Raw genomic sequence first — 21,950 nt, 5'->3', positions numbered from 1 at the left:
GTAACAACCGCTCCGCCTTCGTGTCGCCGATGCCTGCCGCCTCGAGAGCGTCTCCGGCTCATCGTCCCCTCCCGCGGCAGCCCGAAGCAGCACCTGAAGCACCCGTCATGCCGAGCTTGTCGAAGCAAACGTCATGCCGGGCTTGTCGAAGCACCCGTCATGCTGAGCCCATCGAAGCATAACGGGACGGGCCCAGCTTCAGGATTGCTCTTCCCCCACCACCATCTCCGCCAGGTCAACGATTCGGACGTCCCCGTCAGGCCGAAGAGCCGCCAGGCTGTCACCTAACATAATGCGACAGAAGGGGCAGCCGACCGCGATGGTATCGGCACCTGTCGCCAGCAGCTGCTCTGCGCGTCGGTTCCCCGGACGGCGCTCCGCGGGTTCCTCCATCCACATCCGCCCGCCGCCAGCGCCGCAGCACAGGGTGTCGAAGCCTTTCGACCGCGGCATCTGCAGGGAGCCGTCTAACATGGGCCGTAGCACTTTGCGCGCCGAATGCGGGTCCCGATTCACGCGCGAAACATAACACGGATCGTGCCATGCCACCTTGCGATCTACTCGCGGCAGAGTCAACTTGCCCTCCGCTACCAATCGCGCAAGAAACTGCGTGTGGTGCTCCACCTCGAACTCCCCACCGAACTGCGGATACTCGTTGGCAAAGGTGTTATAGCAGTGCGGGCACGTAGTGAGAATTCGCTTCACGCCACGCTGCTCGAAAGTCTGGATGTTCGCCTCTGCCATCGTTTGGAACAAGAACTCCTCGCCCAACCTGCGTGCAGGGTCGCCCGTGCACACCTCCTCGTTTCCCAAACAAGCAAACCTAACACCTGCCTGTTTCAGCAGTTTCACGAGTGCCCGGTTCGTCTTCTGAGCGCCCCTGTCCACGGCACCCGCACATCCCACCCACAGCAGCACGTCGAACTCCGGAGTGTCACGCACCAGCGGCACGTCCAAGCCCTCCATCCACGCTTCGCGATCGGTGCCTGACGAACCCCATGCGTTCATGGTGGATCCTAACTGCCGTAGCATGTTCGCACCCGTCCCCGCGAACCTGCCCTCCGCTACCAGCGACCGCCGGGCGTCCACGATGATATCCACGTGCCGGATGTTGACAGGGCATTCACGAACACATGCGTTGCAAGTCGTGCAGTCCCACAGAGCCTCCTCGGTCAGCGCTTCGGCGACCGGCTTGCCGTTACCCACGATGTGCCGTAGGTCTTGCACGATGCGCTGCGGGTCGAGTGTCTTGCCCACTCCCGTGGCAGGACACACATCTGTACAGCGACCACACTCCATACAAGCATCCAGTGAGGCGAGTTGATACCTATCATAATCGCGCCATTCGATCGCGCCCACCTTGCCCGTCTTCTCGACCTCCTCCATCGAAACAGGCGCTAGGGCACCCATCGCCCGTGCCGGCGCCATGTAGGTGGAGAAGAGTGCGTACACTATGTGACGAATGCGCGTGAAGGGAAGAGAAGCTAGGAATCCGAACACCAGGCTCGCATGCACCCACCATAGCACCTGGTAAGATACTGGATCGATCCAGTCCATCCACAGGGACACGCCCAATCCTACGGGGGAGTAGATGTCGTACTGCTTCGGCTCCAATTCGATGCGTCCGCCTTCGACGAGGAACCCCGTCACAGTGATCGCCAGCAGCGAACCTAGCAGCCATAGGTCCGATGGCTCCCTGCCTAGCGACTTCGGCTTGGCGAAGTACCGCCTCCCGATAGCTCCTAACAGCCCGACGAGCAATACCACCCCGAAGACGTCCAGCGTTACCTCGTACACTAGGTAGTAGGTGCCGCGGTGAAACTTCAGTCCCTCAGGGGCCCAGTGGTGAATAGCAAGCAACGTGGTGCCGATCAGCAGGATCACGAAGCCGCTGAATAGCAGCAAGTGCATGGGCGCGCCGAACGTCTTGCGTGAGCGCGTCACCTTTCGCTGCAGCACCACGTCGCGCAGAATGGCACGCAACCGCGCCCAATCCGGCCGCAGCGAGTATGGCGTCGGCTTCCCCTGCATCCAGAGGCGCATCCGCCGCCAGATGCAGAAAACCATCGTCAGCACCACCAAGGCGGATAGGGCGTAGAAAAGCAGTTGTCCGCCAGGTGGAATGTGAAGGAACTCGGTTCGAGTCGGTGCATCCATCTCACCGATTGCCTTCCCCGGCGCGAAAGGGAATCCTGCTCCGCTGCAGGACTCGTTAACCACCGTCGAATCAAAAGCTGTCAGGCCATGGAGAAGCAAGGCAAGCTCAGCCGTTCGGAAGCCGCCGCGGCGCTCGGGGTGACCCCGAAGACGCTCTACATGTGGGAGCGCACGGGCAAAATCCCCGCGCCAGAACGCGACTGGCGCAACTGGCGCTGGTATTCGCCCGAGCAGGTCGCGGTCATCCGCGCCGAGCTTCTCGGACCGAAGGTGGTCGTCGAGCCAGAGCTCCCGCTAGCCCTGGAGGTAAGCACGCGCAACCGCCTGATGGGAACGGTGAAGCAGGTCAACGTAGACAAGACCATCGCCGAAGTCACGCTGATACTCGATGGCGGACAGGAGATGGCCGCTCTCATTCCAGCAGCCTCCGCCCGGCGCATGGGATTGCAGCCCGGTTCCCGTGTGCTCGCGTTCGTCCGCGAGACGGACGTCATGCTCGGCACCTGAGCCCGCCTCGCGCGTGCTAAGATATCCACGATGTACACGCTCCGTGTAAGGACGCAGTTCGAGGCCGCGCACTGCATTCCGGATCACCCGGGCGCCTGCAGTCGGTTGCACGGCCACCGATACGAGGTCGAAGCCGAGTTTACGGGTCGGGAGCTGGATGGTCTCGGCATGGTGGTGGACTTCGGCGACCTCAAACGTGCCCTCGCGGAAGTCGTCCCCGATCATAGCTACCTCAACGATGTGCTTCCGGGGCCCACTACCGCCGAGGCAATCGCTGAGTGGCTGTTCGGCAGGCTGGCCGAGCGAGGCTTGCCGGTGAGCGCGGTTACCGTGTGGGAGACCGCCGACTGCGCCTGCCGATATTCTCCCCAATGAGCCGCCCGCTCGTTCTGCAGGAGGTATTCTCCTCCATCCAGGGCGAGGGGCTGTTGGTCGGCGTGCGCCAGGTCTTCGTCCGGCTGTTCGGATGCCACTTGGACTGCGTGTACTGCGACACCCCGGAGACCAAGTCGGTGCTTCAGCCTAAGGGCTTCCTGCCGCCCCGCTTCCGCATCGAAGACCCGCCGGGATCGCAGACGTTTCGTTCGGAGGCCAACCCGGTAGAGCCGGAAGCCGTACGCGACTTGATAGTGGACCTCGACCGGCGGTTTGGACCGCACCACTCGATCGCCATCACGGGGGGCGAGCCGCTGCTCCAGGCCGAAGGGCTGGTGGATCTTTTCCCCCTACTGCGCGAGCGCGGGCTGCGTGTGTATCTGGAGACGGCGGGCGATCTCGTGCGGCAACTCTCGCGCGTGGTGCTATGGGTGGACTGGATCGCCGCGGATATCAAGCTGCCCTCGGTCTCGCATGACACCGACCTTTTCGAGCGGCACGATGCCTTCTTGGAGGTCGCGTGTGCGTCGCGCGCGCAGGTGTTCGCAAAGTGCGTGGTGGCGGCCGACACGCAGGAAGAGGATCTCGAGCGGGCTGCGGAGCTGTGTATGCGGCACACGGTGACGCTGATTCTGCAACCGGTGACATCGGTAGCGCCCGAGCAGAAGCCCCCCGGTGCTGGCCAACTGCTCGCGTGGGCTGTACACCTCTCCCGCCACGGCGCAGACGTCCGCGTCATCCCCCAGTTGCACAAGGTGCTGGGCTACCTGTAGGCGACCTACCCGTATGTCGTCGCCCGGCACCGTTACCGAGGCGTGCACGCAAGACGTGGATCTGGAAGGGCGTCGAGCGGACTCGGACCTATGCCCTGGCCAGCGCCCATGATCGGTGGCACCACCACCTGCGGCTTCGCGCGGCTCCTACTTCGTCTTATCGGTGTCGGGCGCATCTTGCTACCGCCCCCCCATGCCCGTGAGGGTAACACCCTCGATGAAGTATCGCTGAGCAAAGAAGAACACCAGCACGACCGGTAGCATGACCATGGTAGTAGCAGCCATGAGAGCGCCAGGGTCCCCTCCGTGGGCACTCTGGAAGAGCTGCAGCGCATAGGAGACGGGCATTCGCTCCGGTGAGTTGATGTAGATCAGCGGCCCCATGAAGTTGTTCCACGTCCCCGTGAACGTCCAGATGGCTACGGCTGCCAGCGCGGGCCGCACCTGTGGCAGCATGATAGACCAGTACGTCTGTACGTAGCCGCACCCATCAATCCTCGCGGCCTCCTCCAACTCCATAGGCACGGTTAGGAAGAACTGCCGTAGCAGGAAGATGTTGAACGCCGAACCGAACAGCGATGGCACCCATAGCGGATACAGCGTATCCACCCATCCGAGCGAACGGAAGATGAGGAACACGGGTAGCATAGTCACTGCCCCCGGCAACATCAGCGTCGCCAGTAACATGAGAAAGATGGCATCCCGTCCTGGAAAGCGCAGTCGTGCGAAGGCATAGCCCACGATGGAGCTGGAAAGCAATGTACCTGCCATGTTCAACGCAACTAGGAGAAGTGTGTTGAACACGTACACGGTGCCGTATACGGTCTCCTCTGGCAGGCTGCGAACCGCGCGAGCGTAGTTCTCCCACTTCAAGCCCACTTCGCGAACGTTCTCGGTGTCTCCGGTGCGCGCAGTGAATCGCGTTCCCGCAAGCCTTTCCGGCTCGAGAATCTGGATGGTACGACGTCCGTCCGCAAACTCACGGACCGCTGCGCCCTTGAACTTCGTACCCCGGTACTCGCCTGTTACGAGCGCCGCCCGGCGTCCCTCGATCTGTACGTACTGCTGAACGCGAGGCACCCACACCGGGGGTACTTTCGCCATGTCCACGTCTTCCTTGAACGACGTAACGACCAGCCATGCGAAGGGGATACCGAAGACTACCAAACCGGCCGTGAGTACGATATGCAGCAGGCTGTCTCTCGCAGCGCCCCGGGTCGCATGCAAGCCCCTGCGCGACCTCATGCCCGCAAAGAGTGCGCCGAAGAGTGTGCCTAACAGCATCAACGAACCGACCGCCACGAGGATCGCGTAGCTCTTTCCTTGTGTGTGGATCGAGTATCCGAACCGAGCAGGCTCGCCTGGCGGCGATGATACTAATACCCCTAGCGCCGCTGTCACCAGCACGACTCCCATCGACCCGAAGACGAGGAACACCCAACTCCATCGGCCGATAATTCCCCTACACCCGATGCCGGCCCACCCCGTCAACCAAAGAGCGAACACGAGGAACAGCGAGGTTACGGGTATAAGGGCGCTGTGGAGCGTCATTCCTTAGCCCTCGCCCCCTCATAGTACACCCAGCGCGGCGCGAGCTTGAGTTGGATCACCGTGAGCGCCAGAACTACCACGAACAGCACCCACGCAATCGAGGACGCATACCCCATGCGAAAGTACTTGAAGCCGTTGTCGAACAGATAGAACACCGGCACCAGTAGGCTGTCCACCGGCCCCACACCCTCGGAGCCGGGAGGGCGCATGATGTAGATTCTGTCGAATTCCTGCAGCGCACCGATGGAACCCATGATCACATTGAAGAACAGATAGGGCGATATCTGTGGGAGAGTGATCTTTCGGAAGCATTGCCAGGAGTTCGCTCCGTCTATGCGGGCGGCTTCGTACAACTGCTTCGGTACGCCCTGAAGTCCCGCCAACCACAGCACCATTCCACCGCCCGCACCCCACAGGCCCATCACGATCAGAGCCGGCTTCGACCACGTCGCAGAAGAAAGCCACCCTGGCAGTTCACCCGACCATACCACTCTCAGTGCTGCATTCAGGAGCCCCTTCTCCGGATCGCCCGAGAGCACCCACGCCCACAGCACGCCGGCAGCCACGATGGGTGCTACCGCCGGGATGTAGAACCCCGTGCGATACACCGTCATGCCACGCACGCCGGTGTTCAACAGCATGGCAATCGCGAGCCCCGTCACGAGGTTGAGCGGCACGCCGATCACTGCCAGGTAGAAGACGTTATATGCCGCCTTCCCGAACTTCGCCCAATCCGAAGTGAACAGCTCGGAGTAGTTGGCCGTACCCACCCACCTGGCAGGGTGCATCGCATCGTAGTGACAGAAGCTGAGTAGGATGGAGACGAGAATCGGCCCCGCCGTGAAACACACGAACCCGAGCACCCAAGGGGTGATAAACGCATAGCCCGCCAGCGCCTCTCCCCGCGCGAGTCGGCTCATTCGACGAACCCTCAACAACGCGAACACGATCCCACCCAGCACGCCGCCGATCACGAGACCCGCCACCAAGTCTATCGCTGCAGCGGGCACCTCTGGATACCGCTCGATCTCCGACACCCTGTCCAGCTCTCTCTGCACGGCGAGACGGCCGTTGCGCAATGCGTCCTCGGGTGTCTGCACGTGGCGCACGGCTTGGTCGAACGCGCGCACATGCTCATCCCATAGCTTCTGCCCGACGAATGTCACGGGGCGGAACCGCGCGGTCGGCAGCAGATCGATAAACTGTCGCAGGCCCGCAGCCAGGTTCTCCGACTCGGGCCGGAACTCACGGTAGAGGCGTTCGGTGGCAATCCGGTTGGCGCGGAACGTCATCACATTGATGCGTCCGAGGCTCGCGTAGTACTCACCCTGCACCCGCACGTCCAGCACAGCCGACTCCGGGCTGGTCATCCACTTGATGAACTTCCAAGCGGCCTCTACATTCTTCGAGCCAGTGGGGATCGCGTAGGAGAAGCCGCCGCCCCAGGTGATGAAGGTGTCCTTCTCATCGCGGAACTCGCCGCGTCGGTAATAGCGATCGTCCGGTACCGGCGCGGGCGCGACACCGAAATCGAGCGTGGGACGATATCGTGCGATGTGCCCAAGCGACCAGCTCCCGTCGATCTTCATCGCCAGCTTGCCCGTGAGGAAAGGGTCCAACTCGTTCCCTTGAAAGCCCGATACGAAGCCCTCGATTCGCTCGATACCGCCGAGCATGTCATACATCTCGACCATGAACTCCAGGGCCTTCCGCGTGCGTGGATTGTCCAGCGTGCACGTCTTCCCGTCCGGCGACATGAACTCTCCGTTCATCTGCCACGAGTAGAGGTACAGCCACGAGTTCCCGAAGTTCGGGATGAAGCCGATGCGCTTGAACGTGCCGTCCGGTCGCCGCTCGGTCAGCGCCAGCGCGTAGGCTTTGAGCTCGGACCAGGTTCTCGGTGGGCGGGTCGGGTCCAGCCCGGCTTTACGCAGCCTCGGAGCGGCTTGTCGAAAGACCTCTCGATTCCAGTAGAGCGCCCGGTCGTCCGTCCCCGCCGGGATCGCGTACACCTTGCCCCTGTAGACGGCTTCACTCCAGGTCGCCGGGTAGTAGTCTTCCTGCCGCGGGCACATTGGGTCGTCTCGGTCTCTTTCCAACAGGTCATCGAGAGGTTCGAACGCGCCACGACTTGCCCAGTCGCCGATGGTGAAGCGGTCTTGGAAGACGAGATCAGGGGGCGACTTGCCGACGATGGCCGTCAGGAGCTTCTGGGGGTTCATGGCCCCCGCGCCCATCGAGAGCACCGAGACCTCGATGCCGGGGTTTCTGCGTTCGAACTCGCGGATCTGCGCCGCGAAGCCCTTGTCTTCCTCCCCCAGGCTCATGCCCCATACGCGCAGCTTGATTACACCAGGGCCAGCTTCCGGCGGTCGCAACGCCATAGCCGTGATCCAGAAGGCGACCAACAGCCCACCGGCGAGCAGCAGCCATTTCATCGCCTGTGATTGTATCCGCGACCGTGCCTTTTGTCGCTAAATACAGCGTAAAGACAACGGGCTCGCCCCGTCGAGGGGCGAGCCCTATATGTCAGAGAACGGGTCTCCGCCTAGAAGCGGAAGCCCACTCCAGCGAAGAACCCGTTGAGCTTCGATCCGATGCCCGAACCGGAGGCGCCCATATAGCCGCCCTCGATAAAGAACGGGGTCGAGCCCGTCGCGAACTCGTAACCCACGGCGAACCGGTAGCCGAACACGGTCTTGTTGTTGTCGTCAGGCGTATCGGCGAATGTGACGCCGAGGCCCAGGCTGTACCGGAACGTGTCCACGCGGCCGACATAGTTCACCAGCACGGGAATGGCGGTGAAGTCACCGGAGCCGTAGTAGTCCCCGCTGACCGAGTACTCCGCGCGGTAGTTGTTGCTGTAGTCGGGCTCGCCGAGGTTCCCGAGCTTGTACTCCAGACCCGCAGTGAACCAGACGTCTTCCGTAGCGTCGCGCGTCTCACTCTCCGTGGGGAAGAACGCACCCGCTCGGACGGTCAGGCCGACCGGCTGGACGTCCTGCGCTCTTGCCATGGTTCCGAACGCAAACGAACCGACCAGTACGGCGACCGCCAACAGCGAAATCCAATTTCGCATCTAATGACCCTCCCTTGTACGGGGTTATTCGCAGCCATTCTACCCTTGTGCGTGCTCAGCAAGCGACCTCTACCCAGCCACCACAGCTGGATGGGCACGCAGCCACGCCCCAAGCGCAGAGTCGGCCACCCGTTAAATTGACGGTAACTGACCGCGTATGTCTCAGGTTCCCTGTTGCACAGCCGTGTGGGCGGCGTGGCAGGAGCGGCCCGGACCACACGCCTCCAGGCACGCTTCCTCGCCGTCCGGCCCAAAGGAGCTCAAGGTCCTCCCGCACCAGTAGTGCTTCGGAGGGGAGACGTGATCGGGGTCCAACTCGGGCGGCGGGATCTCCTCGTATTGCTCGTTCTTGCAGTACAGGTAGATGCAGCGGACGCGTTCGGCTTGCTCCATCCCTAGGCCTCCTCTAACCCTGCGGCGCGAAGCAACGCGATTCGAACCACGTTGGCTGCCAACCGCACCTTGTAGCCGTTGTGCTTCAGCGGCTTCGCCCCCGTGACCGCGGCCTTGCCCGCAGCTTCGGCTAGGGCGGGGCTTATAGTCTTGCCTTTCAAGGCCGATTCCGCTTCCTTGGACCGCCATGGAATTGGCGCCACCCCGCCGAGCACTACCCGACAGTCCTGGACGGTGTTGCCCGACATTCGCAGCGTTACGGCTGCGCTCGCCAACGCCCAATCGAAAGACTCCCGCTCGCGGAACTTGTAGTAGGCGCTCTTCCAGCCCGCCGTCGCCTTGGGCAGCGTCACGGCGGTCACGATCTCGTTCGGGGCCAGAACGTTCTCTTGCCCCCAGTTCACCGCAGGCAGCACGAAGAAGTCGAGCAACGGAAGCGAGCGCGCTGACGTGCCCTGAATCTCCACCTTGGCGTCGAAGGCGATCAGAGCCGGGGCGAGGTCCGAAGGATGCACGATGTGGCAAGGCCCCCCGCCCAAGATCGCGTGGTACTCGTTCTCGCCGTCCTCCGCAAAGCAGCGGTCGCCGCCCTTTTTCAAGCACTCGATTGCGACGTCGCGGTAATACCAACAGCGGGGCCGTTGGCACAGGTTCCCGCCCACCGTCCCCACGTTCCGGATCTGCGGCGAACCGACGGACAATGCGGCCTCCGCCACCGCCTTGTACTGCGACCTGACAGACTCCGATTCGGCAAGCTCCGTCAGCGTGACCAGAGCGCCGATCCGCAGGTCGTCTCTTCCCACCATCTGGTTCAGCCCGGCGATGGATTTCAGGTTGACGACGTGCGAGGGGGTGACAAGCCCCTCTTTCATCTCGCATAGCAGGTCAATCCCACCCGCGAGCACTTTGGCGCTGTCGCCACTCAGTGCGGAGACGGCTCCCTTCAGGTCTTTGGGTGTTACCCACTCAAACGCGTTCATCCATCGCCTCCAAGAGCTTCCGCGGGGTGATAGGTAGGTGCCGAATGCGCAGGCCCGACGCGTGGAACACGGCGTTGGCAATGGCGCCTGCAGTTGGGATGACCGGCGGCTCGCCTATGCCCGCCACTTTCTGGTGCGTCTCGAAAAGGTGTGGCACAATCTCGGGCATCTCCCACGGTCCGGGCAACTTGTACTGCTCCAGGTCCGGGTTCAGGCATCGGCCCGTGTTCTCGTCCATCTTGCGCTCTTCGAGTAGCGCCATGCCAATGCCTTGAATGACGCCGCCGATGATCTGGCTCTCGGTGGTCAGTCGGTTCATCCAGTAGCCGCAGTCATGGACTGCCAGAACGCGAATGGGCCGCACACGGCCGGTCCACATGTCCACTTCCACCTCCGCGAACTGCACCCCCGCGACGCCGCCCTGCTGCAACGAAGCATCGAAGGTCCCGTTCGCCACGATCCCCGCGACACCGAGCCTAGAGCAGACTTCGGCAAACGTGATGCTCTTCGACGGGTCGCTCGAAACGAACACCTTGCCGTCGCGAGCGTCGAGTTCCTCGGCGGGCTGGCCGACCATCTCGGCAGCCTTCTCGAAAAGCTGCCTCCTCGCTTCGAGCGACGCCGTTTTCACCGCAGGTGCTACCGATGCCGTAGTGGTGGACCCCCCGCTCGCACCGGAGTAGCCGAAGTCGCTGTCACCGATCATGGCGCGAACCTGAGAGATATCCACCCCGAGATCTTCCGCAACGATGGAAGCCACGTAGGTGCGGGTACCGGTGCCGAGGTCCTGGGTGCCTAGCTTAACCTCGATCGTGGCGTCTCGGTGAATCGTGAGCTCTACTCGAGAGCCGGGGCCCCCGCCGCCACCCCACGCGGACGTTCCCACCCCCATGCCGCGCCGGAAGCGCCCGCCGTCCGACCCAGGCTTCGGGTTCCGCTTCTCCCACCCGAAGAGTTTTGCTCCCAACTCGAACTGCTGTTTGCGTACCCCGTCGGTGTTTGCCAGCCGCAGCTCCAGCGGATCCATGCCCAGAGCATAGGCCAGCTCATCCACCACTTGCTCGGTGATCGCGCAAGCCTGCGGATGCATGGGTGCGCGAAGTGGCGCATCGGACCCGCAATTGGTGCGAACGGGCCGAGATCTCACCGCCCGTGTCTCCGCTCGGTACACGTACGGAAAGGGCATTCCCCATTGCGCACTGTAGCCGGAGGTGCCGAAGCAATCCGCCGCAATCACTGCCAGCTTTCCGTCCTTGCGAGCGCCCGCCCTCACGCGAGCATGGGCATCCGGACCGTTGCCCGTGGTCAACTGCTCGGTGTGGCGGTCGCGCATCAACTTGACAGGAGCCTTCGCCTTCTTCGCCAGCGCGGCGCAGACGGCGAACTCGCTGCCCGGTCCCAGCTTGCTGCCGAACCCCCCACCCATATGCTCGCAGATCACGCGGACGTTCCCCGCGGGCACGCCTTGGTTCTGCGCCATGCCGCCACGCACGCCGTGTACGGCCTGGGTGGAGCACCACATGGTGAATCGGTCATCTCCGTCCCAACGCACCACGCAACCATGAGTCTCCAGGCAGGTGTGAATGCGGACAGGGACGCTGTAGGAGCCCTCAATGGTCGCGTCGGCCGCACGGAGTGCGGTCTGCGCTTCGTCGGAAAGAGCAGGGAAGGGCTCCATCCGCTCCGGGTCTTGAGAGGCGACTTGTGTAATGACTCGATGGGGGCGAACCTCGTACTCGACCCGGATTGCCCGCAGCGCATCGCGTGCTTGCTGCTCCGTTGTCGCCGCCACTGCCGCGACGTCCTGCCCCTGGTGCCTGAGGTTGGTTCCCGGCCCTGCAACCACGTGCACGGCCTTCACCCCGGGCATTCGTTCCGCCTCCGAGATATCCACGGACTTAACCTGCGCCGCGGCGTGGGGCGAGCCAAGGATGGCACCGTATAGCATGTCGGGGAGCTGAATGTCGTACGTGTATTTCGCCCGCCCCGACACCTTGAGGGGCCCCTCGACGCGCGTCACCCGCTGACCGACATACTTGGTCTTCGAGCGGTCGTTCCACTCCGACATGTTAGGCTCCCTCCCTCATCGCCTTCGCTGCGCTCTCGGCGGCCTCGAAGATGCGTGTGTACGTGCCGCATCGGCACACGTTGCCCGAGCAAGCGTTCTTGATATCCGCCAAACTCGGGCTTTTGTTCGTCTTCAACAGATGATTCACACACATCACGAAGCCGGGCGTGCAAAACCCGCATTGCAGCGAGTCGTGGTTCACGAACGCCTGCTGAACAGCATTCAGCTTGCCGTCGGGCGCGAGGCTTTCAACCGTCTCGACCTTGTGGCCCTCGCAGTCGACGGCGAGTTTCAGGCACGCATAGATGGGTTTGCCGTCGAGGTATACGGTGCAAGCGCCGCAGGTGCCTCGGTCGCACACTCGTTTGGATCCAGTGAGGCCCAGCCTATCACGAATCGCGTCCAACAAAGTCATGCGTGGCTCCAGGAGCAGCCGATGGACTTCGCCGTTCACATTCAGACTGACCGTCCGCTCGCCGACACCCTGTGGTGTCACGCTCGCCGGGCTTCCCACGGTCTCGGGGTGACCTTTGTGCAGCCCAGCGGCTCCACCTACGGTCGCAACGGCCGCCGCTGCACCTACCGACTTTAGGAATTGCCTTCGACTGAGCTCGGGCTTCTTTTCCTCGCTCATCCCCCACCTCGAACGCCGGGCCTTGGGCACCCGGCACTGCGTACTGCTTTTGTACTTTCGACTTCGCCATGCCAGTTCCTTGGGAGAACAGCTATGAAGCAGGGCCGCTGCGATGAGCGGCCCTGGTACGGTAGACAGGCAGAGGTGAGAACTCTACGAACTACAGACGCCCGGGAGGAGGGCCACAGCGTACGACGATGTCGCCGCGCACCGGACCGCCGGCCCGATACACTGCGTTGCCGTCCGGCGAGAACACCTTCATCTCGAAATGATCCAAGACGTCGAGGGGGCTGCCGGGGTACCAGCGATCCGATACGAACACCTCGGCGTAGGCCTGCCTGCCGTCGAACAAAGCTGGCCCAGAGAACACGGCGTTCTTATCCCGGCACTCGAACTTCTCGACTTTAAGGCGAACGGTGTGGATCGTCTTCTCGCGCCCGGTGTTGGACCGAAGCACCTCTCGGAAGTTCAGAAACCCTCTGATGTTGCCATCGAACGAGCCCGCGTGGAAGCTGAACACTCCCAAGGCGCGATTGGGCATCTGGATCGTGCCGCTTCCGAATGCGACTCCCTCGCCAACGGCCAACGCCATCGCGGCGAAAAGGGCTACTCCTAGCAGGCCAATCAACAGCCTCTTCATACACAAACTCCTTTAATTTCGGGGGACCGACCTTCCGGTTAGGTCCTTCTCGGCCATTCTGACGATCAAGACAGCGGATTGTTTTGTATGTATCCGTCTCAGCTAGTGTAACGACCTGTCAAATCGATCGAATCTCCCTCGACTCCGTGCGAGGTGCAACCCGGTGCAGACGTGGAAGGTAAGTAGCGTAGATGCAGGCACCGTCCGTCGCACGGTGGTGCCTCGTGGAGGGATGAGAGTGGGGAACCTGCGTTCACATGCTGCCGGTGCCCGCCCGCGCGGGCTTCGTGGTGGTGCGTCCTGGTGGGGAGTGGCGGCCATCGCCGCGGTCGTTGGGGCTGGCGCAGTCGGCTACAAGGTCCTATTCGACCGCCCAGGGGAGTTAGCAATCGGCTTCATGCCTGCTGACGCCCAGGCCATCATCACGGTAGACCTGTCGCCCAGCCCGGCTCAGGCGCAGACCTTCAAGGCCATAGGCGATGCACTCAAGCAAGAAGGCCTGCTGGACGAACTCGAGAAGGAGATTGCCGAGGCTGCCGCTCAGAACGAGCTAGTTCGAGAGATCCGCCCGCACATCAAGAATAGCTTCGCCGTGGGAGTGTGGGGCATCGAGGAGGGCAAGGAGCCGAAGTATGCCGCGCTCCTGATGGCGGTCGGCAACCCCGGGGCCGTGAGCTCGTCGCTGGAGAAGCACCTGCGGGGCTACAGACTCGAGGGCGAGCAAGCCTACGTGATTGACAAGAAGTCTACGGCTGCTGTCCTCGGGAACTACCTGATCATCTCACCCAACGAGGAGTCGATGCGTCGGGTGATTGCCGTGAAAGCGGGCAAGTCGCCTTCCGCCGCCGACCTCGCCGCCTACCAGGAAGCCAGAAAGGCGCTCCCCGACGACGCGAACGCAATGCTGTTCGTTTCCAACTCGTTGCTGCGCGAGGCGGGCAAGGAAGCCGAGCGTGAGTTGAAGGGCGCGAACCCCTTCCGCCATAACGGGTGGTTCGCCGCGGGCCTCGCCATTCGCAACGATGGGTTGCTCTGCTCCGTGCGTGCGCCGTTCAGCGCCGACGAGGTGAAGGAGATGCAGCCCCTAGCGAATCTGCCGGTCCTGAGCCTCGATTCACTCGGCTTGCTGCCGCGCGGGGCCTATGGACTCGCGGCGCTGTCACAGCCCGCCGCTATCTATGACACGTTACGCAACTTCGCACTCGCCAAGCCCGAGTCGAAGCGCGAGATGGAGGAAGGGTTGGCGAAGTTCCGGTCCGAGACGGGCTTCGACCTCGAGAAGGACGTTGTCCCCGCGTTCCGAGGGGAGTTCACGGTCGCCCTTTACCCGTCTCAGGTGCCCGGTAACGACGACCCCGATGCGCTGTTCATCGCGGATGATGCGAACGGTGCCGACCCGGCCACCTTCATCGAGAAGCTGCGGTTGGCCATCGACTCCGGCCGCTTCGACAAGGGGGGGCCGAAGGCAAGGTTCTCGTCGCAACCGTATGGCACCACCACGATTCATCTGCTCGACGTGTCCGGCGACCCGAACGCGAAGGGCAAGACGCCGTGCTATGCGATACTCGGGAAAACCGTCGTCGCCTCCACTTCGCTGACTTTGCTGAAGCAAGTGGTGGACTCTTCGGGGAGCGATGCGAATGCGCTGCGGTCCGACCCTCGTTTCAAGCGAATGGTGGACCGTGGGCTGAAGGCAGGTCGCTTCACGCTGATGGCAGACCTACCAACCCTCATGAAGGACGCTGCCGAGAAGGATAGAGGACCCGCTTGGGATTGGCACAAGCTGTTCGGGGACGACGGGCTGACTTTCAGCGCCTCCTATGACGGGAAGACGACCACGGCCGAGCTCTTCGTGCCGCTGGACTGGGTGGAGTTGGTGCACCGCATCGGCGCGGAAGCGAAGAAGAACCGCAACGCCCCCGGCCCATCCGCCGACATGGCGTTCTAAGAAGGTAGGCCAGAAATTGCTCTACGCCCCGCCACATGGACTGGCGGGGCGTATCTCTTTCCGAGCGTGTGTCTGCCCCACGGGCAGAAAGTCGGCTAGTCCGAGTTCAGGGGGCAACAGCCCCCGGATGCGCAGGGGGTCTCGGACTTAGAGCTTGCCTCGCATGCAGGGGGTGTGCTGGGGCGCGACGAGTAGTCGTTGATGTGAAAGCCAGCGCCCTTGAAGGCTATGCCCACAGCGTGAATCTGCTTCCGGACCTTGCCTCCGCATCGCTCGCAGGTGGAGACGGGTGGGGCGGTCGCGCTCTGGAACACCTCGAACTCGTGGTCGCACTCTGTGCAGATGTAACCGTAGGTCGGCAATCCAATCCCTCCTTACACAACGCTTTGGTTTCGTAGCACCATCAGTACAAACGTAGGAAGCGAGAGAACCTTCCGCATCTTCCGTGGATTTCGGGCCACCCGCCACAGCCACTCCAGCCCTAGCCGCTGAAAGGCTCGGGGAGCCCGTTTGGCCACGCCCGCGAACACGTCCAGCGTTCCCCCAACGCCGATAGACACGGGGACGCCTAGCCGTTCCCGATGCCGCGCGATCCATTTCTCCTGACGAGGCATGCCCATCGCAACCAGCAAGATGTCCGGTTTCGCGTTGGCAATCCTTGACAGTACTTCGGGCTCTTCCGCTTCTTGGAAGTACCCATGGTCGAAGCCGACGATGCTGCATCCGGGATAGGTGGCGGTCAGTGCACAGGCTGCCTTCTCCGCGACACCCGGCGCGCCCCCCAGCAGATATACGCGGTACCCGTGCTGCTGACTCAGCCTGCACAGCTCCCCCGCCATGTCACACCCGGCCACGCGCCCCCCGATCGCCAGACCACTCCGGCGCAGAGCCCAAACGATGCCGCTGCTGTCCGGCGTGATCAGGTCCGCGGACTCGAGTAGCTTGGCCCACTCGGGGTCCCTCGCGGCGAGCACGAGTCCCCCCGCATCCAGTGTGACCACCAATCGCGGCACGCCCTCGCGGATGAACTCTTGCACCCGCCGCAATGCGTCCGACATGGTGGTTACGTGGATGGGAATTCCCAGTACCGTGCCGGCAGGGGTAGGTCCGCTCGCTAGTTGAACCGAGGTCACTGCGTCAGGATTTTACCACCGGTCTCCTCGCCACACGCTTCGACTTCTGGTGCCGTTCGTTGCGCGAGGGAGCGTCCTCCAAAGCCAGGCGCAGCACCTCTTCGGCCCGCGAGACGTAGTGGATCGTCATCTCCTCACGGATCTCGGGAGGGATGTCCTCCAAGATGTCCTTTTCGTTGCGTTCCGGGAGCAGCACCGTGCGCACCCCGGCCCGATAAGCCGCAAGTACCTTCTCCTTGATGCCTCCAACCGGAAGCACCTGTCCGCGAAGCGTGATCTCTCCGGTCAAGGCAAGCCGGGAGCGGAAGGATCTGCCGGACAACAATCCTGCTAGGGATGCGAGGATGGCGACGCCGGCACTCGGACCGTCTTTCGGGGTGGCTCCGGCGGGCACGTGAACATGGATGTCGTTCTTCTCGAAAAAGTCGGGCGGGATCCCGTATGCTTCGGCGTTGGTCCGTAGGAAGCTCAGGGCGGCCTGCGCCGACTCGCGCATGACTTCACCGAGCTGCCCGGTCAGCACCAAGTTCTTACCCCCCGGCATCTTCGTGCTCTCGATGAACAGGATGTCTCCGCCGGCAGGGGTCCACGCGAGCCCAACGGCGACACCAGGTTCCATCTTGCGTTCCATCACGGCCTCGCGGAGGAACACGGGTGGGCCTAGGAATTCGCTTAGGTTCGCTGAAGTGACCGTCAGAGGTTCCTCGTTCCCCTCTGCGATGCGTCGGGCGGCCTTGCGGCAGACGGCGGCGATCCGTCGCTCGAGATTGCGCACGCCCGCTTCGCGAGTGTAGTTGGCGATGATGTGCCGCAGCGCGCTCTGATGGAACTTCAGCTTGGCCGTAGCCAGGCCGTGTTCGGCAAGCTGCTTGGGCACGAGGTGCTTTCGAGCGATGGCCACCTTCTCTTCGTCTGTGTATCCCGACAGCTCGATCATCTCCATGCGGTCGCGCAGAGGCGGCGGAATGGTCTCGAGGAGATTCGCTGTCGTGATGAAGAAGACGCGGCTAAGGTCGAAGTTCACGTCGAAGTAGTGGTCCCGAAAGGCGTTGTTCTGTTCCGGATCGAGTACTTCCAACATTGCCGAGGACGGGTCGCCCCGAAAGTCCGAGCCCAGTTTGTCAATCTCGTCCAGCATGAACACGGGGTTGTTGGAACCTGCTCGGCGAAGCCCTTGCATGATCTGGCCGGGGAGCGCGCCGATGTAGGTTCTGCGGTGACCCCGGATCTCGGCTTCGTCCCTCATGCCGCCGAGAGAGATGCGCACGAACTTCCGTCCGAGCGCCTCGGCGATCGAGCGGCCCAGGGAAGTCTTACCGGTTCCCGGAGGGCCGACGAAGGCGAGGATGGGCTGCCTCACCGGACCGCCCTTGACACGCCTCACCGCAAGGAACTCGATGATGCGCTCCTTGATCTTCTCGAGACCGTGGTGGTCGCGGTCCAAGACCCGCTTCACGCGATGCAGGTCGAGGTTGTCCTCGGTGCTGACGGACCAGGGCAGTGCCACCATCCAATCTATGTAGGTGCGGGCGACCGAGTACTCTGGCGAGCCAGCGGACATGCGGCGAAGACGGTCGAGCTCTCTGCGACACTCCTTCTCGGCTTCTTCGCTCATGCCCGCTTCGCGAATCTTCGCCTCCAGCTCCTCGATCTCCATCTGCTGGTCGTCGCCCTCGCCCAGCTCCCTTTGGATGGCTCGAAGCTGCTCGCGCAGGTAGTACTCGCGCTGCGACTTGCTCAACTCGGTGGTGACTTCACTCTGCACTTTGCTGGACAGCTCCAGCACACGCACTTCGCGGCCCAGGATGGCCATAAGCGCCCGCAGGCGCGGACCCAGTTGCACGGTCTCCAGGATCTTCTGCTTGTCCACCACGCTCAGCGGCATGTGGGCCGCGACGAGGTCGGCAAGCACGTTGGGCTCTGCAACCGACTGGGTCAGCGACCTCAGCTCGTCAGGCAGTTGGGGCGAGAGGGAGACCGCACGCTCGAACAACGTGGCCACTCCGCGCCGGAGGGCTTCGATCTCGATGGCCTCTTCACCCTCCGGTTGCGGTGGTTCCGCGAGCTGCTCGATGCGAGCCCGGAGGTAAGGGTCCTCCTGTATCGGCTCGACTACGCGGAAACGCGAGAGACCCTGAACGATGAGGCGCACCCCGTCGGCCATCTTGACCATGGTGCGGATGATCACGGCGCAGCCGTACTCGTACACCTCTTCGAAAGAAGGTTTCTCCGTACTGGGGTCGCGCTGAGCGACCACGCCGATGATGCGCTTGTTGCCCAGAATACTGTCGTCCACCAACTGGATCGAGTGCTCGCGCCCCACAGCGAGCGGAGCAATCAGCATCGGGAACACCACGGCGTCCCGAAGGGGCAGGAGGTTCAGTTCCGCCGGGATATCCGGTCTCGGCTCCTCTTCCTCAATCTGTTGGTCGCCCAGCGTGGGCAGTTCCATGCGACTATCCTTCGACTACTGGGATCGTGCGCGCTTCGACAGGCAGGTCACTCTTCGGCACGGTGATCGTGAGCATCCCGCTTCGGTAGTTGGCCGTAATCCGATCCACGTCGATCGGGATGTTGGGCAACGGTACCTCCCGCAAGAAGTCCCCGTAGTAAATCTCCAACTGGAAGCACCGAGTACGTTTGGACTCCTCGGCCTCGTGCTCCGTTCGGGACCCACGCAGTATGAGCGACTTTCGGTCCGGTGAGAAGGACACCGAGATTGCATTCGGGTCCATACCGGCGATCTCTGCGACTACCATGATGGCATCTTCCGTCTCACACACGTCCACCCGAGGTTCCCAGAACCTTCGTGCTGTAACGGGGGAGTTCAACGCGCCGTGTAGCAGTTCCTCCGACAGGGACTGCAACTCGGTGCCGATCTGCCAGAACCAGTCAGCTTGGCGTCTTCGTGCCATCCTCTTCTCCCTCCGATTCGGGTTCGGCACCGTTCGCCTCGGAGTGGGTGCGCGCGATTGGCGAAGTAGCGAACCCAAAGGAGATTCGTACCTCATAAGCGCGTGGCCAGGGTAGGCCAATATTGACATCCACGAGATCGGTGAGAATCTCCCAACCGTTTTCCCCATCGGACGCGACCTTCGTGCCCAGGAACCCCAGCCGGAAGAACGACTCGAGCATCTTCGCGGTGTGCTTTGCGACGAAGCGGTTGAGAAGAGCCAGGTCCATGCCGTCAACCTCTTCCTTGTGCCCCTTTAGGTCGCTCGTCAGGTAGGAGTAGGCCTGCGGACGGATGTAGTTGTGGTATCCATACTCCCCCGCCAGGCGCTGCAAGATGAACGCGCGCTGACTCAGCTCTCGCGCCCGCGCATCGAGCCGAGGGTTGCGTAGAGCGAGCCAGTACACGATCGCTTGCGGTAGGGAAGTGCCTAGCGTGTTGCTCACGGTGTTCCACCCTGCATATCCTGCCAGGTAGCCACAGAGCTTGCTGTCCAACAAGAAACGGACCAAGGCGGGGTCTGCGGTGCCCCCTGCATCGAGGTTCAAGTCCGCTAGCGCGACGAGCCGCCCGGCCGCCAAGTCTTCCCGCAGCGTGCGCAGAAACTCGGCCAGGTCCTCTTCGCTTCGGCCATAGCTGTTGATGGACAGAACGACATCTGCCTGATCCTTGGATGTCGCGGGACGTGCGCCGGCACCGAACACCTGCATCTGGACCGCCTTCTCCGTGGTCTGGCCCTCGTTCGGTGCAACGACGGCCTTGCCGGCTTCACTGGACCACTGTACCCAGATGCGTGGTGTCAGGCGCTCGGCCCGCACCAAGGCACGTGCGAGAAGGACACATGCGGTTTGGTCTATCCCCCCGCAAATCATCGCCTTGCCGGCGATGCCCTCGCGTTCCAGCAGCGACTTGAGAGAAGCCCGCTCCAGCCGATGAGGACCGTAAGGCTCAGCGTCGTCCTGCCCGAAAATGAGGAAATCGATCGCCCCGTCCTTCAGCAGTCGTACGAGGTGGCGCTGCACTTGTGCGTTCCTCGCTCGCGTCCGCTCGTATCTGTCCAACTCGCCCTTGGGCACGTTTTCGAGATGCTCCTTCGCCTTGTCCGCTGCCCCCTTGCTGCCGGTCACTCGGTATCGGTCTCGGTAGTACAGGTACTTCGCGAGCTCAATTCGCCACGAAGCCGCCTCCTTGGTGGCGGTGGGTGCTGTACGCATAATGGTGCTGAAGACGTAGATTGGAAGGTTCGGTCGGTCCGCACGGATGATGCGCAGCAGCTCCAGTCGCTGTTCGGCCTTGTCCTGAGAGACGGAATCCGTGCGCGACGCGACGAGACCACCGTAGCACAGCATGTCCGCAGAGACAATGATCGCACCCACGTCGGATCGGGCGATCTCCTTCAGCCAGACGGCCAGCTCGTCGCACTTCCCGGGTGTGCGAAACACGCCCAACATGTCCTCGGGTGGGGTCAGCACCGACACTCCGGCGATCTGGCCCATCATCGTGGGCATCTGGGTGCACGCCGGGCGGGAGTCCAGCGGCAAGAGTGCAATCCGGCCATGCATCCTCGGCGGTGGCGACTCTTGGACTGGCGTAGCCTGGTGCAGGCAAACGGCGACGATCAGACCGAATACGGACAGCAAGTCACTCTCCTTTGGGCGTGCGATGCATCAGCTCGCGTACCGCGTCCATCGGTGCTAGCGTTCCCGATAACACGCGGTGAATCGCATGGAAAAGCGGCATCTCGACATGATATCGTTCAGACAGTAGCACCGCGGCGTGTGCCGTCGGCACTCCTTCGGCCACCTGCTGCACCTCTCGGATGGCATCTTCCAGCGGGACGCCGCGTCCGACCGCATGGCCCACTCGATAGTTGCGGCTATAGGTGCTGACGGCGGTAGCGAACAGGTCTCCGACGCCTGCCAGCCCCATGAACGTTCTCGGCTCCGCACCCATCGCCTCGCCCAACCTCGCCATCTCGGCAAGCCCCCGTGTTAGCACCGCGGCTTTGGTGTTGTCACGGAAGCCCAACCCGTCGGTCATTCCGCCGCCGATGGCGAGCACGTTCTTGAGCGCGCCGGCAAGCTCGACGCCGACGACGTCTTCGCCCGTGTAAACCCGTAGCGTCGGCGACATGAACAGCGTCTGCAGGTCGGCGGCTAGCCCGCTGACCCGGGAGGCAATCACGGTAGCTGTCGGAAGGCCCGCGGCCAACTCCTTGGCGAGATTGGGACCTGATAGAGCGGCCACCCTAGCCTGCGGTCCGAGAACCTCTAGGGCCAACTCGCTCATCAGCCTTCCTGTAGCGCCTTCGAGACCCTTGGCGGCCATAACCCAAGGAAGATCGCGCAGTCGCGGCACCGCAACGCACCTCTGCAGCACCTCGCGCGCCGCACCACTAGGCACGGCTAGTATCGCAACTCTCGCAGCGTCGGCGGCCTCTTCGAGGTCGTCGAACGCTTGTACGCACTCTGGCAGTGGGTGGCCGGGAAGGTACTTTTCGTTCACCCGCGAGGCTCGCAGGCGTGCAATTTCAGCGCCATCTCGCCCCCACAGAGAGACGGGTACTTCCTTGCGACCGAGCACTAGGGCCAGAGCCGTTCCCCAGCTTCCTGCTCCGACAATCACCGCCTCACTCAAGCAAATCGATCCCTTTCTCGCGTCGCCTGCCCGTCAGCACAGGCGCGAGCGCAAGTATACATTCCTACTCCTTTACGGGAAGGGAGGACCGCGCGAACCACGAATAGTGGACGATGGCAAGC

The 21,950-nt window shown here is 62.8% G+C and carries 19 protein-coding genes; 4 read left to right on the top strand and 15 right to left on the bottom strand.

The window, feature by feature from the left end; translation table 11 throughout:
* Nucleotides 1-198: 198 nt before the first annotated feature.
* The gene (locus tag HRF45_08670; GenBank protein MEP0766595.1) at nt 199-2,157 is read right to left on the bottom strand and encodes a (Fe-S)-binding protein; all 1,959 of its coding nucleotides are present in this window, start codon (nt 2,155-2,157) and stop codon (nt 199-201) included.
* 87 nt (nt 2,158-2,244) lie between these two features.
* On the opposite strand from HRF45_08670, the gene HRF45_08665 reads away from it, so the two are divergent.
* From HRF45_08665 to HRF45_08655, 3 genes are read left to right on the top strand one after another with little or no spacing between them, the layout of a single operon-like run.
* Nucleotides 2,245-2,664, top strand: coding sequence for a TOBE domain-containing protein (locus tag HRF45_08665; GenBank protein MEP0766594.1), 420 nt, complete (start codon nt 2,245-2,247; stop codon nt 2,662-2,664).
* A 21-nt stretch (nt 2,665-2,685) separates the two neighbouring features.
* The gene (locus tag HRF45_08660; protein MEP0766593.1) at nt 2,686-3,039 is read left to right on the top strand and encodes a 6-carboxytetrahydropterin synthase; all 354 of its coding nucleotides are present in this window, start codon (nt 2,686-2,688) and stop codon (nt 3,037-3,039) included.
* Nucleotides 3,036-3,812: a 7-carboxy-7-deazaguanine synthase QueE gene (locus HRF45_08655; protein ID MEP0766592.1), complete on the top strand. Its 777-nt coding sequence runs from the start codon at nt 3,036-3,038 to the stop codon at nt 3,810-3,812. Before HRF45_08660 ends, HRF45_08655 begins: the two co-directional genes overlap by 4 nt.
* A gap of 180 nt (nt 3,813-3,992) precedes the next feature.
* On the opposite strand, the gene HRF45_08650 is transcribed toward HRF45_08655, so the two are convergent.
* From HRF45_08650 to HRF45_08615, 8 genes are all read right to left on the bottom strand, one after another.
* Nucleotides 3,993-5,363, bottom strand: coding sequence for a carbohydrate ABC transporter permease (locus HRF45_08650; GenBank protein MEP0766591.1), 1,371 nt, complete (start codon nt 5,361-5,363; stop codon nt 3,993-3,995).
* The gene (locus tag HRF45_08645) at nt 5,360-7,801 is read right to left on the bottom strand and encodes an extracellular solute-binding protein (protein ID MEP0766590.1); all 2,442 of its coding nucleotides are present in this window, start codon (nt 7,799-7,801) and stop codon (nt 5,360-5,362) included. Before HRF45_08645 ends, HRF45_08650 begins: the two co-directional genes overlap by 4 nt.
* A gap of 110 nt (nt 7,802-7,911) precedes the next feature.
* Entirely contained in the window at nt 7,912-8,442 is a 531-nt protein-coding gene (locus HRF45_08640) for a hypothetical protein (GenBank protein ID MEP0766589.1), read from the bottom strand.
* Between the two features lie 162 nt (nt 8,443-8,604).
* The gene (locus HRF45_08635) at nt 8,605-8,835 is read right to left on the bottom strand and encodes a hypothetical protein (protein MEP0766588.1); all 231 of its coding nucleotides are present in this window, start codon (nt 8,833-8,835) and stop codon (nt 8,605-8,607) included.
* A 2-nt stretch (nt 8,836-8,837) separates the two neighbouring features.
* Nucleotides 8,838-9,815, bottom strand: coding sequence for a xanthine dehydrogenase family protein subunit M (locus tag HRF45_08630; protein ID MEP0766587.1), 978 nt, complete (start codon nt 9,813-9,815; stop codon nt 8,838-8,840).
* Complete coding sequence (locus HRF45_08625; GenBank protein MEP0766586.1) at nt 9,802-11,883, bottom strand: xanthine dehydrogenase family protein molybdopterin-binding subunit; 2,082 nt, start codon at nt 11,881-11,883, stop codon at nt 9,802-9,804. The genes HRF45_08630 and HRF45_08625 overlap by 14 nt, the downstream gene beginning before the upstream one ends.
* A 1-nt stretch (nt 11,884) precedes the next feature.
* Nucleotides 11,885-12,517 carry a (2Fe-2S)-binding protein gene (locus tag HRF45_08620; GenBank protein ID MEP0766585.1) on the bottom strand — a complete coding sequence of 211 codons (633 nt, stop codon included), beginning with the start codon at nt 12,515-12,517 and terminating at the stop codon, nt 11,885-11,887.
* A gap of 160 nt (nt 12,518-12,677) precedes the next feature.
* Nucleotides 12,678-13,157, bottom strand: a complete 480-nt coding sequence (locus tag HRF45_08615) for a hypothetical protein (protein ID MEP0766584.1) — start codon at nt 13,155-13,157, stop codon at nt 12,678-12,680.
* A gap of 238 nt (nt 13,158-13,395) precedes the next feature.
* Between HRF45_08615 and HRF45_08610 the strand changes: the two genes are divergently transcribed.
* Complete coding sequence (locus HRF45_08610; protein ID MEP0766583.1) at nt 13,396-15,105, top strand: DUF3352 domain-containing protein; 1,710 nt, start codon at nt 13,396-13,398, stop codon at nt 15,103-15,105.
* A 95-nt stretch (nt 15,106-15,200) separates the two neighbouring features.
* On the opposite strand, the gene HRF45_08605 is transcribed toward HRF45_08610, so the two are convergent.
* The 6 genes from HRF45_08605 to HRF45_08580 are packed head-to-tail and all read right to left on the bottom strand — an operon-like array spanning nt 15,201 to nt 21,828.
* Nucleotides 15,201-15,467 (bottom strand): hypothetical protein, encoded by a 267-nt coding sequence (locus HRF45_08605; GenBank protein MEP0766582.1) that lies wholly within the window; start codon nt 15,465-15,467, stop codon nt 15,201-15,203.
* A 12-nt stretch (nt 15,468-15,479) separates the two neighbouring features.
* On the bottom strand, nt 15,480-16,238 hold the full coding sequence (locus HRF45_08600; GenBank protein MEP0766581.1) for a WecB/TagA/CpsF family glycosyltransferase: 759 nt from the start codon (nt 16,236-16,238) through the stop codon (nt 15,480-15,482).
* A 4-nt stretch (nt 16,239-16,242) separates the two neighbouring features.
* The gene (gene lon / locus HRF45_08595) at nt 16,243-18,690 is read right to left on the bottom strand and encodes an endopeptidase La (GenBank protein ID MEP0766580.1); all 2,448 of its coding nucleotides are present in this window, start codon (nt 18,688-18,690) and stop codon (nt 16,243-16,245) included.
* Between the two features lie 4 nt (nt 18,691-18,694).
* Nucleotides 18,695-19,153, bottom strand: a complete 459-nt coding sequence (locus tag HRF45_08590; protein ID MEP0766579.1) for an Hsp20/alpha crystallin family protein — start codon at nt 19,151-19,153, stop codon at nt 18,695-18,697.
* Nucleotides 19,131-20,831, bottom strand: coding sequence for a DUF4127 family protein (locus HRF45_08585; protein MEP0766578.1), 1,701 nt, complete (start codon nt 20,829-20,831; stop codon nt 19,131-19,133). The genes HRF45_08590 and HRF45_08585 overlap by 23 nt, the downstream gene beginning before the upstream one ends.
* Nucleotide 20,832: 1 nt before the next feature.
* Nucleotides 20,833-21,828, bottom strand: coding sequence for an NAD(P)-dependent glycerol-3-phosphate dehydrogenase (locus tag HRF45_08580; protein ID MEP0766577.1), 996 nt, complete (start codon nt 21,826-21,828; stop codon nt 20,833-20,835).
* Nucleotides 21,829-21,950 lie beyond the last annotated feature (122 nt).

The sequence above is a fragment of the Fimbriimonadia bacterium genome, assembly GCA_039961735.1.
Lineage (GTDB): Bacteria > Armatimonadota > Fimbriimonadia > Fimbriimonadales > JABRVX01 > JABRVX01.
The sequence above is the reverse complement of the archived record's forward strand: the minus strand, read 5'-3'. Positions and strand labels throughout refer to the sequence as shown.